The organism is Corynebacterium sp. MSK158, assembly GCF_030229085.1.
GTDB lineage: Bacteria > Actinomycetota > Actinomycetes > Mycobacteriales > Mycobacteriaceae > Corynebacterium.
Genome location: NZ_JASPHJ010000005.1, coordinates 95,979 through 113,330 on the forward strand (window position 1 = coordinate 95,979; position 17,352 = coordinate 113,330).

The 17,352-nt window shown below is 60.9% G+C and carries 14 protein-coding genes; all 14 read left to right on the top strand.

Features of this window, described 5'->3' with window-relative positions:
• Positions 1–37 precede the first annotated feature (37 nt).
• The 14 genes from QP915_RS05665 to ftsZ all read left to right on the top strand — a co-directional run bounded on the left by QP915_RS05665 (position 38) and on the right by ftsZ (position 17,347).
• Positions 38–436 (top strand): DUF3040 domain-containing protein, encoded by a 399-nt coding sequence (locus QP915_RS05665; protein ID WP_239278959.1) that lies wholly within the window; start codon positions 38–40, stop codon positions 434–436.
• Between the two features lie 450 nt (positions 437–886).
• The gene (mraZ, locus tag QP915_RS05670) at positions 887–1,321 is read left to right on the top strand and encodes a division/cell wall cluster transcriptional repressor MraZ (RefSeq protein ID WP_005324499.1); all 435 of its coding nucleotides are present in this window, start codon (positions 887–889) and stop codon (positions 1,319–1,321) included.
• A gap of 158 nt (positions 1,322–1,479) precedes the next feature.
• On the top strand, positions 1,480–2,520 hold the full coding sequence (rsmH, locus tag QP915_RS05675; protein WP_284768530.1) for a 16S rRNA (cytosine(1402)-N(4))-methyltransferase RsmH: 1,041 nt from the start codon (positions 1,480–1,482) through the stop codon (positions 2,518–2,520).
• On the top strand, positions 2,517–3,311 hold the full coding sequence (gene ftsL, locus QP915_RS05680; RefSeq protein ID WP_284768531.1) for a cell division protein FtsL: 795 nt from the start codon (positions 2,517–2,519) through the stop codon (positions 3,309–3,311). Before rsmH ends, ftsL begins: the two co-directional genes overlap by 4 nt.
• 195 nt (positions 3,312–3,506) lie before the next feature.
• A complete protein-coding gene (locus QP915_RS05685; protein ID WP_370658848.1) occupies positions 3,507–5,378 on the top strand; it encodes a peptidoglycan D,D-transpeptidase FtsI family protein in 1,872 nt (623 codons plus the stop codon).
• A gap of 9 nt (positions 5,379–5,387) precedes the next feature.
• Entirely contained in the window at positions 5,388–6,923 is a 1,536-nt protein-coding gene (locus tag QP915_RS05690) for a UDP-N-acetylmuramoyl-L-alanyl-D-glutamate--2,6-diaminopimelate ligase (RefSeq protein ID WP_284768532.1), read from the top strand.
• A gap of 2 nt (positions 6,924–6,925) precedes the next feature.
• Positions 6,926–8,455: a UDP-N-acetylmuramoyl-tripeptide--D-alanyl-D-alanine ligase gene (locus QP915_RS05695; RefSeq protein WP_239278955.1), complete on the top strand. Its 1,530-nt coding sequence runs from the start codon at positions 6,926–6,928 to the stop codon at positions 8,453–8,455.
• 30 nt (positions 8,456–8,485) lie between these two features.
• Positions 8,486–9,592, top strand: a complete 1,107-nt coding sequence (mraY, locus tag QP915_RS05700) for a phospho-N-acetylmuramoyl-pentapeptide-transferase (protein ID WP_239278954.1) — start codon at positions 8,486–8,488, stop codon at positions 9,590–9,592.
• A gap of 41 nt (positions 9,593–9,633) precedes the next feature.
• Positions 9,634–11,025: a UDP-N-acetylmuramoyl-L-alanine--D-glutamate ligase gene (gene murD / locus QP915_RS05705; RefSeq protein ID WP_284765761.1), complete on the top strand. Its 1,392-nt coding sequence runs from the start codon at positions 9,634–9,636 to the stop codon at positions 11,023–11,025.
• Between the two features lie 29 nt (positions 11,026–11,054).
• Entirely contained in the window at positions 11,055–12,455 is a 1,401-nt protein-coding gene (locus tag QP915_RS05710) for an FtsW/RodA/SpoVE family cell cycle protein (RefSeq protein WP_284768533.1), read from the top strand.
• A 23-nt stretch (positions 12,456–12,478) separates the two neighbouring features.
• On the top strand, positions 12,479–13,579 hold the full coding sequence (murG, locus tag QP915_RS05715) for an undecaprenyldiphospho-muramoylpentapeptide beta-N-acetylglucosaminyltransferase (protein ID WP_284768535.1): 1,101 nt from the start codon (positions 12,479–12,481) through the stop codon (positions 13,577–13,579).
• On the top strand, positions 13,580–15,043 hold the full coding sequence (gene murC / locus QP915_RS05720) for a UDP-N-acetylmuramate--L-alanine ligase (RefSeq protein ID WP_284768537.1): 1,464 nt from the start codon (positions 13,580–13,582) through the stop codon (positions 15,041–15,043). It begins immediately after the preceding gene.
• Positions 15,043–15,714, top strand: a complete 672-nt coding sequence (locus tag QP915_RS05725; RefSeq protein ID WP_284768539.1) for a cell division protein FtsQ/DivIB — start codon at positions 15,043–15,045, stop codon at positions 15,712–15,714. The genes murC and QP915_RS05725 overlap by 1 nt, the downstream gene beginning before the upstream one ends.
• Positions 15,715–16,027: 313 nt before the next feature.
• Positions 16,028–17,347 carry a cell division protein FtsZ gene (gene ftsZ / locus QP915_RS05730; protein WP_284768541.1) on the top strand — a complete coding sequence of 440 codons (1,320 nt, stop codon included), beginning with the start codon at positions 16,028–16,030 and terminating at the stop codon, positions 17,345–17,347.
• Positions 17,348–17,352 lie beyond the last annotated feature (5 nt).

Consider the following 17,352-nt stretch of genomic DNA (forward strand, 5'->3'; position numbering starts at 1 on the left):
ATTACCGCCCGAAGCTCAATCCCTAGTTGGAGGAACAGTGTCCCTTTCTGAGCAGGAGCAGCGTACGCTCCGTGAAATTGAGGAATCGTTACTTGCTGACGATCCTAAGTTTGGCGCTTCCGTTTCTGAGCCTACGTCGTTCGGCGGATCCGGCGGTGCGGTAACCCTCCGAGGTGTAGCGCTCGTTGTCGTTGGCCTTTGCATGCTTGTCGGCGGTGTTGCTCTCGCGCAGCAAAGCCTGTGGTTTATCGTGCTTTCTATCGCGGGCTTTTTGGTGATGTTTGCCGCAGGTGTGTGGATGCTGCGCGGAGATGGATCTGGGCATTCCGCCCAGGGCCATTATTCCAGCGCTCGTGCAAAGAAATCCGCGTCCCGCAGTGGTGGAGTCAGTGGCAAGTTGGAGGAAAACTTCCGTCGCCGCTTTGAGGAGCGTTAGCGCTTTTTAATTTAGTTCGCCCCGGTTGACCCAGTGAGGGTCAACCGGGGCACTTTTGTATCTCGCCAAAATTCCCCACTTTGCCCCACGGATGAGGCGCTGGGTGGGCAATCGTGGGGTAGTTGCCCCATGGGCTTAGGTAAAAGTCCTCGATAACACAGCATATGGGGTCGGTGGGTGGAGTGGGGCGCATTATATTGGTGTTACGGGTGGGGTGAGTGGGGTGATTGTAGTGAGCTGTCAAGGCCTTTCGCGGGATTTCTTCCCACTGGAAAAACCATTATCTAGCTGCACGTAATCGAGAGTGATCCGAGAGACACGCCGCTTTAAGTGGGTTAGGTGGGGGAAAGTGGGGTAGAGTGGGGCGCAGCGGAGGAAAGAGGGGCTCAAGGGTCTCGATTCTGAAGTAAGAGAATCCGGAGTTTTCGAGTAAGGAAGGTGGACGCCGGGATGTTTCTCGGAACCTACACTCCGAAGCTCGATGACAAGGGACGTCTTACGCTTCCGGCAAAGTTTCGCGATGAACTCGCGGGTGGCCTCATGGTCACCAAGGGGCAGGACCACTCGCTGGCCGTGTACCCACGGGAGGAATTTGCGGCACGCGCACGGAAGGCTGCGGCGGTTTCTCGAACCAACCCAGAAGCACGTGCTTTCATCCGTAACTTGGCAGCAAGTGCGGACGAACAACGGCCGGACGGGCATGGGCGCATTACGTTGTCTGCGGGGCATCGGGAATATGCGAACTTGTCTAAGGAGTGCGTTGTGGTTGGCTCTGTGGACTTTCTCGAAATTTGGGACGCAGCCGCGTGGGCTGAGTACCAGTCGCAAACTGAAGATGCTTATTCGGCAGCAGATGCCGATGACGTACTGGCGGGCTTGCTCTAAGCCTGCACAAGAGTGCGTGTAAGGACTCTGTCCGAGGCGGATGATTCTGGTGTACTTCCCCGATATCAGAAACCTGCCTCGGACAGGGCCCTATACGCACTCGCATGCTTTCCACCACTGGAAGTCAGGGAATTTGAGAAAGGGGGTTGCGGGGAGACATGGCTACTAAAGACCTTAATTATGACGTGGCGGATAACCACGGCCACGTGCCAGTCATGCGCGAGCGCATGGCCGATCTCCTGCGCCCCCAGGTAGAGGCGGCGGGGGATAAGGCCGTGCTTGTCGACGCCACCTTGGGCGCCGGCGGTCACACTCGCTACTTCCTGGAATCTTTCCCCAAAGCTCGAGTCATTGGCGTTGACCGCGATAAGCAGGCGCTGCGCAATGCCACCGAACGTCTTGCGCCCTACGGCGATCGCTTCGTTGGTGTTAATGCACGATTCGATGAGCTGGGCAGCGCCATCGCGGAAGGGGAGGGCGATATCTTTGATTCGGCCCGCACCGTAGGCATTGCCGGCGCTCTTTTTGACCTTGGTGTTTCCTCCATGCAGCTAGACCAGGCTGACCGCGGATTCGCTTATAAGGCGGATGCACCGCTGGATATGCGCATGGACCCTTCGCAAGGGATTACTGCGGCAGATGTACTCAATACCTATTCGCACGGCGATTTGGCTCGCGTCCTCAAAACCTACGGTGATGAGCGTTTCGCGGGAAAAATTGCCTCCGCCGTGTTGAAAGAGCGCGACAAGGAGCCTTTCGAGAACTCCGCGCGGCTCGTTGAGCTGCTATATGATGTCATTCCCGCTGCGACCCGCCGTACCGGAGGGCACCCCGCCAAGCGCACCTTTCAGGCGCTGCGGGTTGAGGTCAATCGCGAGTTGGAGGCTATCGAAAATGTCCTGCCGGTCATAACCCAGGCGCTTTCAGAAGGTGGCCGTGCCGTATTCATGAGCTACCAATCTTTGGAAGACCGCATCGTTAAAGCAGCCTTCAAAGAACTGACCACTTCCAAGACGCCGGCTGGGTTGCCGATGGATCTTCCGGGCACCGCGCCGAAGTTCAAGATCGTTACGCGCGGGGCGGAAAAGGCCTCTGAAGAGGAAATTGTGGAAAATTCGCGAGCTGCGTCGGTGCGTGTTCGTGCCATCGAAAGACTCGAGGGAATGCCAGAATTTCTACCGCCGGGAGGCAGGCAATGAGCACCATCCCACGCCGCAACCACCTAAAGACTGACAGCCGCGACAGAGAGGCCACTCGCACCATGGGCGCCAGCCGAGACTTCACCACCGGAATCGATACCGGAGCCCCGACGGCGCTGCGCGAGCGTCCCAGCACTAAGCGTGCTCCGAGCCGCACTCGCGTGCCGCACCGCAGCACGAAGCGCCTAGGTTCGAAGCAAGTAGTGAGCTTCCGCGGACGCCAGCTGCAGCCGCAAACGAAGAAGAACGGGCTCCTTACCCGGTTGGGCGTCATTTCCCTCACCCTGCTTATCGTCGGTGTGGCCTTGGCCATGTGGCTGTCTGGTCTGTCTACCAAGCAAACCTTTGCCATCCAGCAGCTCACCGTGCAGGATTCCCAACTGGATAACCAGATTGAGACCCTCAACCGCGATGCGGAAAATCTCAGCTCTTCTGCTGATATTGCGCGCCGCGCGGATGAAATGGGAATGGCTATTCCTAAGCAGCCGGGTATTGCGGAAGTTGGCGGCGATGGAAAGATCGTCGACAAGCGCGAAGGCACCCCGGATACCGAAAAGCTCATTGATGTCAACGGTGAACCAATCCGCCCGGGCCAGGCTTCCAGCGACCCAAAGGATACGGAGGGGATGTCGGATTCCCTCAATGCCGTGCCACAGGGACAGCAGCGCACCAGCAATGGTGGCGATGCCGACCGTAATTCCGATCGTGAGGCCGGCGAAGCTGATGCCGCCCAGAACAATGCGCGACCCAACCTTCCGGCCCGTGCGCCGTATGCCAGCCGCGCCGAGTAGCTAGGGAAGAATAATCGGTGAAAAAGATGATGCTCGCGCGTGGTGGCGCGGGCATTCTCACTTTTGTAGGGCACAATCAATACACGCAAGAAATTGTGGCGGAAATAGGGAAGGTGACACTGGACTGTGACTACGCCAAGTAAGGCTAGGCGCCGCCCGCGCCGCTCTGCCAGCTCCGCGGTGCCGCAAAAGAAAATGATGCGCAAACGCCTGCGCATCATCGTATCCGTGGTGCTCGTGGCGATGGTCGTCCTCGCTGGCCGCTTGGCGTGGGTGCAGCTTGTGTGGGGCCCGGATCTTTCCGCCAAAGCCGTCACCCAGCGTGAGCGCGTCTATATTGAGCCGGCCCGGAGGGGAGAGATCTTAGACCGCGATGGCCAGCGCTTGGCCTACACGATGAAGTCTCGTTCCTTGACCGTCTCGCCGACCCGCCTGCGCGATGAGCTAAAAGACAAGGCCGAGATCGAGGCCCAAAAAGATGGCTCGACCGAGGGCATGGATGATAAAAAGCTGGATAGCTTCCTCACCAAGAAGATGGAGGAGACCCTCAAGGACATGTCTGAGGGAATCCCGAAGCTGATTGAGGATTCCGGCGCCTCGACCTCCAAGGTGGATAAGGACGACATCCTCAATAAGCTCAAAGCCGATACCCAGTATGAGGTACTGGTGCGCAATGTCGATCCGGATGTTGCCGTAGAGATCGCCAATAAGTACCACGGAGTGGCAGCGGACCGCCAAGACATCCGCCAATATCCCAACGGTGCCATTGGTGAAAACGTTGTGGGCAAGGTGTCGATGGATGGCCATGGCCAGTTCGGTTTCGAGGCCGCGCGCGATACGGAACTTACCGGCATTGACGGCCAGTCCACCGAGGACGTGTCCGCAGATGGCCAGGTGATTCCAGGCACGCTGCGCGACGTCGTGGATACCGTTGATGGTCGCGACGTCACCCTCACTTTGGATCTGGACCTGCAGACTTACGTTCAGCAAAAGTTGGAGAAGGCTAAGGCCAACTCCAAGGCTTCTGGTGCGGAAGCAGTGGTCCTCGATGCTGCCACCGGCCAGGTGCTTGCCATGGCCAATACCGATACCGTGGATCCCAATAAGAATGTTGAGGATCAGCTCGATGAAGGCAAGGACTTTGAAAACCGCAGCGTCTCCCATCCTTATGAGCCGGGTTCTGTAGCCAAGGTGGTTACCGCGGCTGCTGCACTGCAGGAGGGTGTGACCACCCCGGATGAGGTGCATCAGGTCCCCGGCTCCATCGATATGGCGGGCGTGACGGTCAACGATGCATGGGAGCACGGCACCGAGCCGTATACGACCACCGGCATCTTTGGTAAATCCTCCAACGTCGGCACCTTGATGATCGCCGATAAATTGGGCCAGGAAAAGTACGCCGAGTACCTCAAGAAGTTTGGGTTGGGCAATACCACCGGCGTTGAGCTGCCGAATGAATCGGCCGGTAGCGTGCCGGACTTGGAGCAATGGTCCGGCGGCACCTTCGCTAACCTGCCTATTGGTCAGGGCCAGTCGTGGACCACCTTGCAGATGGCCAGCGTGTATCAAGCGTTGGCCAATGGTGGCGAGCGTATCGAGCCGCGCATCATTGACTCGGTCAAGGGGCCGGATGGCAAGGACGAAAAGCTAGAGGAACCGGAAAAGAACCAGGTGGTAAGCCCGGAGACCGCCAAGACTACGGTGGATATGTTCCGCGCCGTCTTCCAAGACGATGATGCAGGCCTGCAAAACGGTACGGCCGGCAATGCGCAGCTTAAGGGTTATCAGCTTTCTGGCAAGACCGGTACGGCCCAGAAGGTGGACCCAAATACCGGGGCGTATTCGAATTCCGCCTATTGGATCACCTTTGCCGGCATTGCACCGGCCGATGATCCGCGCTTCGTTGTTGCAGTCATGCTGGATGAGCCCAAGTCCGGCGTGGAGGACAATGGAGGCGGCGGCCAGTCGGCGGCACCTATCTTCCGCGATATCGCCTCGTGGCTACTTAATCGTGACAATATTCCGACATCGAAACCAGCACCGCGGCTGACCCTGCGGGCACAATAGGAGCTTAGTATGACCGTTTCTTTGGATACTCTCGCCCAGCTTTCTGGCGGCCGCGTCATTGGTGATGCCTCCGTGGAGGTCGCCGCGTGCGGGCTGGATTCTTCCCGTTTGCCGGAAGGCGCGCTCTTTGCTGCCTTGCCGGGCACGCGCGTCCACGGCGCGCAGTTCGCTCGCGATACCAAGGCGGGAGCTGTGCTTACCGACGCCGCCGGACTCGACCTGCTTACCGAGGCCCAAGAAACCCGCCCCATCTTAGTGGTAGAGGATATTCGTGCCGTGCTCGGCCCAATTTCCGCTGAGATATATGGCCACCCCACCCGTGACCTGACGGTCATCGGCGTTACCGGCACCTCCGGCAAGACCACCACCAGCTACCTGCTGGAGGCCGGACTGCTGCACGCAGGGTATTCCGTGGGCCTAATCGGGACCACCGGTACCCGAATCAACCGCACGCCGGTTCCCACCTCGCTCACCACGCCTGAGGCGCCGACCTTGCAAGAGCTTTTCGCACGCATGAAGGACGAGGGCGTTACCCATGTGGTGATGGAAGTATCCTCGCATGCGCTGGAGCTGGGACGTGTGCGCGGAACTCGGTTTGCGGTAGGTGGGTTTACGAACCTGAGCCAAGACCACCTCGATTTTCACCCCACCATGGAGGATTACTTCCAGGCTAAGGCTAAGCTCTTCGCTGGGGAACAGGCGGCCGAGCGTGCCGTCCTCTGCATCGACGATGAGTGGGGCGAGCGCATGCGCGGCGTCGCCAAGAGCGCGGGCCACAAAGTCACTACGGTTGCCACCCAGGGCGCTTCGGCCACGATCAGCGCACGCCAAACCGCCACTGAGGCCACCGGTGCCCAGGAAGTAGCCCTGAATTATGACGGCGCCGAATTCACCTTCCGGCTGCCGCTGCCTGGCGAGTTCAATATCGCCAATGCTTGCTTGGCGCTCGGCATGGCCGCCGCGGTAGGAGAGGACCCAGCGGAGTTCCTGTCGGGCGTGGAGAAGGTCGCAGTCCCTGGCCGTATGGAGCGCATCGACCGCGGCCAAGACTTTGTGGCCGTGGTGGACTACGCGCATAAGCCGGCGGCCATCGCTGCGGTGCTCGACACCCTGCGCGGCCAGCTGGAGGGAACCAAAGGCCGCGTCGGCATTGTCGTCGGCGCCGGCGGAGACCGTGATAGCTCCAAGCGCCCCATCATGGGCGCAGCCGCAGCCAGCCGCGCTGACCTTACCGTGGTTACCGATGACAACCCGCGCTCCGAAGACCCTGCCACCATTCGCGCGGCGGTGATGGCGGGCGCACGTGACGCCTCCCCGGAGGGCGATATCCGCGAGGTAGGCTCCCGCGCCCGTGCCATCGATGAGGTCGTCGATTGGGCCGAGCCGGGCGATGCCGTCATCGTCGTAGGCAAGGGCCACGAAGTGGGACAGCTCGTGAACGGCACAACCTTGCACTTTGATGACCGCGAGGAAATGGCCCGCGCCATCGAGGAAAAGCTGGCCGGAACCCCGCACCGCGATACCCTTGGGAATGCGAAGGAGTAGACATGATTCCACTTTCTATTGCCGATATTGCCGAAATCACCGGGGGCAGCCTCGATTGCGTGTCTGACCCAGACCAGCGCGTTACCGGGTTCATCGAATTCGATTCCCGAAAGGTAACAAAAGGCGGGCTTTTCCTTGCCTTGCCCGGTGCCCGTGTGGATGGCCACGACTATGCAGCAAAGGCCATCGAGCAGGGCGCAGTGGCGGTGCTAGCTGCGCGGCCGGTGGGGGTTCCGGCGGTCGTCGTCAAGCCCCAAGGCCGCGTTACCGGTGATGCCGCCAACGCGGATATCTATGCCCACGACGAGGACGGCTCGGCCGCCGCGGTGGTGCAGGCGTTATCCGATATTGCGCGGGAGGTCACCCGCCGCTTGACCGCCGAGCAAGGCCTAGACATCGTGGGCGTAACCGGCTCGGCTGGAAAGACCTCCACCAAGGACCTACTGGCCACGATTTTCCGCGCTGAGGGTGACACCGTCGCTCCTCCCGGCTCCTTTAATAACGAGGTCGGCCTGCCGTATACCGCGTTGCGCTGCGATGAACACACTCGCTTCCTGGTTGCCGAAATGTCTGCCCGCGGCATCGGACATATTCGCCACCTGACCACCATTACCGCGCCCACCGTCGGCGTGGTACTCAACGTTGGTACCGCTCACCTGGGTGAGTTCGGCTCACGCGAGAATATCGCCCAAGCCAAAGGCGAGCTCGTGGAAGCATTGCCCTCGGCCGCTGAGGGCGGCGTCGCCGTACTCAATGCCGATGATCCCTTCGTCGCCGGCATGGCGCCGCGCACTTCGGCCAAGGTCGTCTACTACTCGGCCAATAAGCCGCCAGCTTCCGACGCCCAGTACTACGCCAGCGATATCCAGCTCGATGACGTCGCCCGCCCCTCGTTTGTGCTGCATGCGCCGGGAACGGACCCGCTTCCGGTAAAGCTGCAGGTCTTTGGCAAGCACCAGGTCTCTAACGCTTTGGCAGCGGCCGCGGCTGCCATCGAATCGGGCATGGACCCGCAGGTGGTAGCTAACGCGCTATCCGGACACCAGAATGCCTCGGAACACCGCATGGACGTGCGTACCCGCCGCGATGGAGTAACCACCATCGACGATTCCTATAACGCCAACCCCGATTCCATGCACGCGGCCATTGCGGCGCTGGCCTATACCTCGGCCGCCCGACCGGATGCCCGCGCCATCGCCGTGCTCGGTGAGATGGGCGAGCTCGGAGGAGAAGCAGTGGCCGCCCACCGTGCATTGGGAGAAGTGCTTTCCAAATACCACGTTGACCACCTCGTGGCCGTGGGAGACAACGATAATATGAGGGCCATGGTTGAGGCCGCACAGGCGCGGGGTATAAATACTACTATCAGCCCGGATGTTGACGCCGCTGCGGCGGCGGTCGAAGACATCATTAGGGTAGCGCCTGCCGGCATCGAAGATTGGACGGGGCGCGAGGCCAAAGATGTAGTCCTTATCAAGTCATCGAATGCCCAGCGCCTGTGGCGCGTGGCAGAACAGCTCAATCGCCGTTAGTCCTCAGTACAAGGAGAAAGACCTTTAGCAATGACTCAGATCATTATCGCGGGCATCCTCAGCTTCCTCGTCGCGATCTTTACCACTCCCATGTTGGTGCGCTACTTTTCCGGGGTAGGCAAGGGACAAGAAATCCGCGAGGACGGGCCGCAGCTGCACTTGCGCAAGCGCGGCACGCCGACCATGGGCGGTCTGGCGATTTTGCTGGCCATCACCGTGGCCTACCTCGTGGTGGGAATTTATGCCCGCGTGACCGGTAACGGTGGTTTTAGCCCCTCCGGTCTTTTGGTCTACTTCCTCACGATGGGCCTGGGCGGACTGGGTTTTGCCGATGACTTCATCAAGCTATTTAAGAAGCGCAACCTCGGCCTGAACAAGACCGCCAAGCTGGTAGGTCAGCTGGCCGTGGCGCTCATCTTCGGCATCCTGGCGCTGCAGTTCCCAGATGCACATGGATTGACCCCAGCGTCTACCAACCTTTCCTTCGTCCGCGATTTTGATACCTTCGACATCGCCGTGGGCGGCGCGGTCATCGGGACCATTGTTTTCTTGGTCTTTCTCTACCTACTCATTGCTGCGTGGTCAAACGCCGTAAACCTCACCGACGGACTCGACGGCTTGGCCGCGGGCACTACCGCGATGGTGATGGGCGCCTATGCTCTGATTTCCTTCTGGCAGTTCCGCAACTCTTGCGCCGTGTCGCCAGCGGCAGGGTGCTATGAGGTTCGCGATCCGCTCGACTTGGCCGTGCTGGCTGCAGCTGGTCTGGGCGGTTGCTTGGGCTTTTTGTGGTGGAATGCCGCGCCGGCAAAGATCTTCATGGGCGATACCGGTTCGCTAGCACTCGGCGGCCTCGTCGCCGGCCTATCGGTGACCACTCGCACCGAGCTGCTCATGATCATCATCGGCGCTATCTTCGTGATTGAGACGGTCTCCGTGGTTATCCAGATCATCGTCTTCCGCAGCACCGGTAAGCGCTTCTTCCGTATGGCGCCCATCCACCACCACTTTGAAAATGGTGGCTGGGCCGAGACCGCCGTGGTCACCCGCTTCTGGCTGCTGAGCGCCATGGCCGCTATTGCCGGCGTATGCATCTTCTACGGCGACTGGTTGTCTGCCGTCGGCTTTGCCTCCTAAGACTCACGCCTTTTAGCTTTATCGAGGAAAGAGGAATAGAGATGACCGAGTTGCCATCCTCGTTGCGCGGGCGAGTGCTCGTGGCCGGGGCGGGAGTATCGGGGCGCGGTTGCGTCGCTATGCTGGCAAGCCTCGGGGTGGATACCACCGTGGCAGATTCCAACCAGACTGCGCTGGCGGAATTGGCGGAGGAGTACGGGGTAGCAACCGTCTCCGTCGATTCTGCCGCCCAAGGCGATTTTGACCTTGCGGTTACTTCGCCGGGCTGGCGTCCCGATTCGCCCTTGTTGGTCGCCCTCCAGGACGCTGGGGTAGAGGTCATCGGCGACGTGGAGCTCGCGTATCGCCTGGATCGTGCGGGTGTCTTCGGCGCGCCGCGTACCTGGCTGGTAGTTACCGGAACCAACGGCAAAACCACCACTACGGGTATGTTGGCCCAGATTATGCAGGCAGATGCCAAGCGCACCGGCAAGCGCGCACTGGCGGTGGGCAATATCGGCGTTTCGCTTTTCGACGCCCTCACTGCCACCCCTCGCGTCGACGTTCTCTGCGCCGAGCTATCTTCTTTCCAGTTGCATTGGTCCAGCCACCTGCGCCCGGATGTGGGCGTGCTACTGAATTTGGCTGATGACCACCTGGATTGGCATGGATCGTTCGATGCCTATGCCCGAGCGAAGGCCAAGGTGCTCTCTGGTGAGGTTGCCGTGGTGGGCAAGGATGACTCCGAGGCGGTCCGCTACGCCGCGGATACCGCAGACCTCTTCCGTTTTACTGCCGCTGAACCTACACAGGGAGAGGTGGGCGTAAGTGCCGGCCGTCTTGTCTCGCGGCTTGACGGGAAGCGTGAGGATCTCGCGTCCGCAGAGGGCATTGAGCCCGCCGGCCTGGCAGGAGTTCTGGACGCTGCGGCCGCAGCCAGCGTCGCGCGTCTGGCAGGCGCCACCCCGGAATCCATTGCGCAGGGGTTGGCCGCATATACCGTCGCCGGGCACCGCGGCGCTGTGGTCCATGAGCATTCCGGCATTACGTTCATCGATAATTCCAAGGCCACCAACCCGCACGCGGCGGATGCGGCGCTCAAGGGGCTCAACTCCGTGGTCTGGATTGCCGGCGGGCAGTTGAAGGGCGCGGAGGTAGACGGGCTCGTCGCCAAGCACGCCGCCCACATCAAGGCCGCGGTAGTCCTAGGCGTGGATAGGGAAGAGGTAGCCCGGGCCCTCGCGGCGCACGCGCCGCATGCCCTGGTGGACGTCATCGAGACGCAGGAGCCTTGTGCAGCCATGAATGCTGCGGTGGAGGCTGCACTGCAACACGCCGACGCCGGGGATACCGTTCTTTTGGCGCCAGCTGCGGCATCGTTGGATATGTATACCGGCATGGCTCAACGCGGTGATGTATTCGCCGCGGCCGCGCGGGAACTTACCCGTAACTAGAGCTATAGATTTAAGGATCAGGAGAACACATGACGGCCACCTCCCAGCAGCGCCCGCGCTCCAAGAGTTTTGGCGACCGCGTTCGCGAGCTGCGCGAGCGCGCCCGCCAGGAAGCAGGCCTTGATTACCAGCTGCTGCGCCTAATCATCTTTTTCCTCGTGGGCATCGGCGTGCTCATGGTCTTTTCTTCCTCCATGGCCACTTCCCTGACCGAGGACGGCGGAGTATGGAACCAGGCATTGCGCCAGTGCGTGATGGTGTTCTTGGGCCTCGTTGCCTTTTGGTTTGGTCTCAAAGTGTCGCCGCATACCCTGCGCAAATGCGTGCCGTGGATTGTGGGTTTGTCCATCATTTTGCTCATCGCGGTGCTGATCCCCGGCGTGGGTACCGGCCGTGAAGAGGTAGGTTCCCAGTCCTGGATTTATTTGGGACCGTTCTCCCTGCAGCCCTCGGAGCTTGCCCGCATCGCGGTAGGCATGTTTGGTGCCACCGTATTGGCGGATAAGGAGCACAAATCCATGAAGGTGACGGATCCCTTCATGATGTACTCCCTCATTGCCGGCGTTATGTTCTTGCTCATCGTCTTTCAGGGCGACTTGGGTATGGCTTTGTCCTTTGCCCTCGTGGTTGTCTTCACCCTGATTTTCGCGGGTGTCGACTGGCGCGTTCCGGCGACCATCGGCGTCGCAGCCGTGTGTGGTTTGCTGTTTATCTTCCTTTCTGGCGGCTTCCGCTCCAACCGCTTCCACACCTATTTCGACGCCCTAGTAGGCAATATCTCCGATACTCAAGGTACGGGTTTCCAGTCCTATCAGGGCTTTCTCTCGCTTGCCGACGGCGGCTTCTGGGGCGTTGGCATTGGCCAGTCCCGTGCCAAGTGGTTCTACCTGCCTGAGGCGAAAAATGACTTTATTTTCGCCATCGTGGGTGAGGAACTCGGCTGGTGGGGCGGTGCGCTCGTCATCGTGCTATTCGCCGCGTTGGGCTATGTCGGCCTGCGCACCGCGATGCGCGCGCAGAACCAGTTCCAGTCCCTGCTCGCTGCCACGCTGACTATCGGTGTGGTCACGCAGGCCTTCGTGAATATTGGCTATGTCATTGGCCTGCTGCCGGTGACCGGTATTCAGCTGCCCATGATTTCTGCCGGCGGTACCGCGGCGATCATCACGATCGGCTCGATGGGCATCCTGTGCAACGTGGCGCGTCACGAGCCGATGCAAATTTCCGCCATGCAGAACTTTGGCCGTCCGCTGTTCGACCGCCTCTTGTTCATCGGCGAGCCGCAGCCGGTGCCGAAGCCGAAGAAGAAGCAGCAGGGCCGTCACGCTCGTCCGCAGGAGCCGCGGTCCCGCGTGCGCGAGGAGCGCTTTGGTCGCCCCGTGACCGGAAGCGGCCGCCGCTATCCGCGCGCCGAGCGCCGCTATCGCTAGGTGGCGCTGGTAGCCTTTAGGCTATGAATTCCACGCCTATTTCCGTCGTCATCGCAGGTGGCGGCACCGCCGGACACATTGAACCCGCCCTCGCCGTGGGCGAAGCTTTGCGCGAGCGCCACGGCGCACGCATCACCGCTCTCGGTACCGAAAAGGGCCTCGAGCGCGATATCATTCCCGCCCGCGGCGTGGACCTTAGCCTGATTACCCCCGTGCCAATCCCGCGCAAGGTCAACGCGCAGCTCTTCAAGCTACCGTTCAATCTCTCCCGCGCGGTGGGGGAGGCCAAGCAGGTACTCAAAGACGTCAAGGCGGATGTCGTCTTCGGCACCGGCGGCTACGTGGCCGGGCCGGCTTATATTGCTGCGCGGTCCCTCGGTATCCCGTTCTATGTTCTTGAGACCAATGCCTTGGCTGGAATTGCCAATAAGCTCGGCGTGAAGATGGGTGGCATTGGGCTCAACGCCCACCCGGATTCTGGCATGCCGGGCGAAGTCGTCGGCATTCCCGTTCGCCCGAGCCTGGCGGAGGACCCGAATGGCAACCTAGCCGCAGACGCGCGCACCAAGTGGAACCTGGCCGAGCTTCCCACCATTCTCATCACCGGCGGCTCCCAAGGCGCGGCCAGCATCAACCGCGCCGTTGCTGGAGCGGTGGAGGACCTGGCACAGGACTTCCAGCTACTGCACGCCTATGGCAAGAAGAATGATCCGCCCGCAGAACACCCGAACTACGCCGCACTGCCGTATATCGAGGACATGGGCTCCGCACTTGCGGTAGCCGACCTCGTCGTGTGCCGCTCCGGCGCCATGACCGTTGCCGAAGTATCCGCCGCAGGCCTGCCGGCCATCTACGTTCCGCTGCCGCACGGCAATGGCGAACAGGCGCTCAATTCCCGCGACGTGGTCGAGGCAGGCGCCGCCATCCAGATTCCGGACGCGGAGCTGACCGCAGAGCGACTCATCTCCGAAGTGCGTGGCATTCTCGATGACCCGCAACGCCTCGAGTCGATGACGCACGCCGCCGCCCATGCTAGCGCCGGAGACGTGGCAAATACCATTGCAGATCGCATCGCCGCCCGCGTATCCGAGGCCGAACACGCCGCTGGAAGGAAGGATAAGTAAATGACTGATCCCGCACACTACGATCTGCGTCGCGTCCACCTCATCGGCATTGGTGGCTCCGGAATGTCGGGGCTCGCGCGAATCCTCGCCGCTCGCGGCGGAGTGGTTACAGGTTCCGATGTCAAAGACTCCACCCCGGTTGAGGTGCTGCGCACCATGGGTGCCAAGGTCGCCATCGGCCATGCCGCAGAAAACCTGCGACTGTCGGGTGAACTGCCCACCGTCGTCGTTACTTCTTTCGCCGCCATCCCCCAAGATAATCCGGAGCTAGTAGCCGCAAAGGATAACGATATCCCGGTCATTCGCCGCTCCGATTTGCTCGCCGCCTTGATGGAAGGCCACAAGCAGGTGTTGCTGGCTGGCACCCATGGCAAAACCTCCACCACGTCGATGACCGTGAGCGCGATGCAACACGCGGGTCTTGATCCCTCCTTCGCCATCGGCGGCCAGCTCAACCGCGCGGGCACCAATGCCCACGGTGGCACCGGTGAGGCATTCGTCGCCGAGGCCGATGAATCTGATGCCTCCCTGTTGCGCTATAGCCCTGACGTCGCGGTGCTCACCACCATCGAGCCCGATCACCTCGACTTCTTCCACAGCGAGGAAGCCTATTTCCAAGTCTTCGATGACTTTGCTGACTTGGTTACCCCGGAGACCGGCTACCTCGTTGTGTGCGCTGAAGACGAGCACGCTGCCCGGGCTGGCGAGCGGGCGCTGGAGCGCGGCATCAACGTCGTGGCCTACGGCTCGCCGGAGAAGTCTTTTACCTCCACCGTGCCACTGGCCGCCGAGCTGGTCCGCGAAGAGACCACCGCAGAAGGCATGGACACCACCGTCCAAGTCAACCTTCCTGGTGTTTCTGAAACCGTGCGCTACGAACTGCAGATACCAGGCCACCACATGGTGCTCAATTCCATGGGCGCATTGATCGCTGGCGTGCTCTCCGGCGGCACTCCGGCCGCCATCGCCGAGGGATTGGCTGATTTTGGTGGTGTGCGGCGGCGCTTTGAGTACCGGGGGAGCGTCGACAAGCAGGGCAAGCCCGTGCGCGTCTTCGATGACTATGCCCACCATCCCACCGAGGTCGCTGCAGTGCTGCGAGCCGCCCGCGCCAAGGTCGAGGCGGAAGGCCACGGCGGGCGCGTCATCGCGTGTTTCCAGCCGCACCTGTACTCGCGCACCATGGAATTCGACGCCGAGTTTGCCCAGGCACTCTCGCTTGCCGACGCCGCCGTGGTACTCGATATCTACGGCGCTCGCGAACAGCCCGTGGAGGGAATTACCTCCCGCATCATTACCGATAAGATGCCCGCTGATATGCAGGTCATCTTCGAGCCGGATTTTTCCGCCGCTGCCCGCGACGTCGTGTCGGTGGTGGAGCCAGGCGATGTGGTGCTGACCATCGGAGCTGGCTCGGTAACCATGGTGGCCGCGGAAATCCTCGATGAATTGCGGGCAAGCTAGTGCGCGTATCCGCAAAGCTCATCGCTGGGGTCATCGCCGCAATTGTCGCCGTGGCCCTCATAGCGGCCGCCGTAATGTGGACGGTTCCCGTCCTGAAGGTACGCAATTTTCAGGTGGAAGGCGTTCACCAGCTCGATCCCGCACAGGTGGAGGAAGCCTCTGGGGTTCCGGAGGGCGAAAATTTGCTACGCGTTAATGCGCGCGAGGCAGCTTCCGGTGTTGCCGGCTTGGACTGGGTCGATTCGGTGACAGTCTCTCGCGATTTCCCTTCGACCTTGACCATCAACGTAGCCGAGCACAAGGCCGTGGCGTTTGTAAAGCGTGATAATAAGCCCTTCCTGATCGATGATAAAGGCGAGGAATTTACCTCCGCTGAGCCTCCCGCGGGCGCGGTTGAGGTCACGGGTTCCGTCGATAGTGGCTCGCCGCAAACTCAGGATGCCGTGCGGGCGATTGCAGCGCTTTCCGACGACGTCCGCAACCAGGTGGCGAAGCTCGAAGTTGCTGACGAATACTCGCTGACTTTCACCACTAAAGATGACCGGCGCGTCTTCTGGGGTGCCAGCGATTCCAACGATGAGGACAAGGCGCATGCCTTTGCCACAGTGTTGAAGATGGAAGGCCGCGAGTGGAATATTTCCAACCCTGAGTTGGTCACCACCCGCGGATAGGGCGACGGGTGCCCCCGCAGGTGCTTTTTATCGCTCTTGTGGGCCCGTGCAGCACCGCTTAGGCGTGTGCGCTGCACGGGCTCTTTTTAGTGCCTGAACCATGGGGCGGATGATACGGGTGTGACTTATAAAACCGCAGGTGAGAAACCCTAAAGTGGAACTTGAGGGTCTCGACACGCGGAAAATGTGCGTGAAAATTACACCGCTGTCGTTAAAGATGGAAAGGAACGCGATTCGCCTTCGGCGGACCGCATTACATTCCTCGTTTAATGCACGTGCAGACTTAAAGTAGCGAAAGGTGAGACCTACTCACATGATCTCTTCCAATAACAATCTCGCGGATATCAAGGTCGTCGGCGTCGGCGGCGGCGGCGTCAACGCCGTCAACCGCATGATCGAAGAAGGCCTCAAGGGTGTTCAGTTCGTCGCCATCAACACCGACTCCCAGGCCCTTATCTTCTCTGACGCAGACACCAAGCTCGACATTGGCCGCGAGGCCACCCGCGGCCTCGGTGCCGGCGCTAACCCTGAGGTAGGCAAGACCTCCGCAGAAGACCACAAGTCCGAAATTGAAGACGCCCTCGAGGGCTCCGATATGGTCTTCGTGACTGCCGGCGAGGGTGGCGGCACCGGCACCGGTGCTGCTCCAGTCGTGGCGTCTATCGCGAAGAAGATGGGTGCGCTGACCGTCGGTGTTGTCACCCGCCCGTTCAAGTTCGAAGGCGCTCGCCGTACCCGCCAGGCCATGGCCGGTATTGAGGAGCTGCGCGAGGTCTGCGATACCCTCATCGTCATTCCGAACGATCGCCTGATGCAGCTCGGTGGGGAAGAGCTTTCCATCGTCGAGGCTTTCCGCGCTGCCGATGAGGTGCTGCACAACGGTGTGCAGGGTATTACCAACCTGATCACCATCCCGGGCATGATCAACGTCGACTTTGCGGACGTCCGCTCCGTCATGTCTGACGCTGGCTCCGCGCTGATGGGTATCGGTTCCGCCCGCGGCGATAACCGCGCAATGACTGCCGCTGAGCAGGCCATTAACTCCCCGCTGCTGGAATCCACAATGGAAGGTGCCAAGGGCGTGCTGCTGTCCATCGCCGGCGGCTCCGATCTTGGCCTGCACGAAGTAAACGCCGCTGCCTCCATGGTGGAAGAGCGCGCTGACGAAGACGTCAATCTCATCTTCGGTACCATCATCGATGACACCCTGGGCGATGAAATCCGCATCACCATCATTGCCACCGGTTTCGATGCCGAGGCCAATATGACCCAGGCCGCTGCGCAGCAGCAGCCTGAGCAGGAACAGCGCAAGCCGGGCTCCCTTTTTGACAATCGCCAGCGCGAAGCAGCAGAGCCCGTCACCCCGGCACCGGCGCAGCCCGCTGCCGCTCAGCCGGTACAAGATGACTACTCCCCCCGCCACTCCTACGAGCCGCGTGCCGGCCAGGAGCGAGAGCGCTACACCCCGCAGCGCCCTGCCGAGGAGCGTCGCCCAGAATCTAGCGGTCTGTTCACCAACTCTGACCGTTTCTCCCGCGAGGAGCGCCGCGATGACTACCGTTTGTCCCGCCCGTCCCAGCGTCGTGACGATGACGGTGACGACGATCTGGACGTGCCTTCCTTCATGCGCTAAGCGCA

Coding starts and splice junctions, on each gene's coding strand:
- mraZ (WP_005324499.1), top strand. CDS start 887: ATGTTTCTCGGAACCTACACTCCGAAGCTCGATGACAAGGGACGTCTT.
- rsmH (WP_284768530.1), top strand. CDS start 1,480: ATGGCTACTAAAGACCTTAATTATGACGTGGCGGATAACCACGGCCAC.
- ftsL (WP_284768531.1), top strand. CDS start 2,517: ATGAGCACCATCCCACGCCGCAACCACCTAAAGACTGACAGCCGCGAC.
- QP915_RS05685 (WP_370658848.1), top strand. CDS start 3,507: ATGATGCGCAAACGCCTGCGCATCATCGTATCCGTGGTGCTCGTGGCG.
- QP915_RS05690 (WP_284768532.1), top strand. CDS start 5,388: ATGACCGTTTCTTTGGATACTCTCGCCCAGCTTTCTGGCGGCCGCGTC.
- QP915_RS05695 (WP_239278955.1), top strand. CDS start 6,926: ATGATTCCACTTTCTATTGCCGATATTGCCGAAATCACCGGGGGCAGC.
- mraY (WP_239278954.1), top strand. CDS start 8,486: ATGACTCAGATCATTATCGCGGGCATCCTCAGCTTCCTCGTCGCGATC.
- murD (WP_284765761.1), top strand. CDS start 9,634: ATGACCGAGTTGCCATCCTCGTTGCGCGGGCGAGTGCTCGTGGCCGGG.
- QP915_RS05710 (WP_284768533.1), top strand. CDS start 11,055: ATGACGGCCACCTCCCAGCAGCGCCCGCGCTCCAAGAGTTTTGGCGAC.
- murG (WP_284768535.1), top strand. CDS start 12,479: ATGAATTCCACGCCTATTTCCGTCGTCATCGCAGGTGGCGGCACCGCC.
- murC (WP_284768537.1), top strand. CDS start 13,580: ATGACTGATCCCGCACACTACGATCTGCGTCGCGTCCACCTCATCGGC.
- ftsZ (WP_284768541.1), top strand. CDS start 16,028: ATGATCTCTTCCAATAACAATCTCGCGGATATCAAGGTCGTCGGCGTC.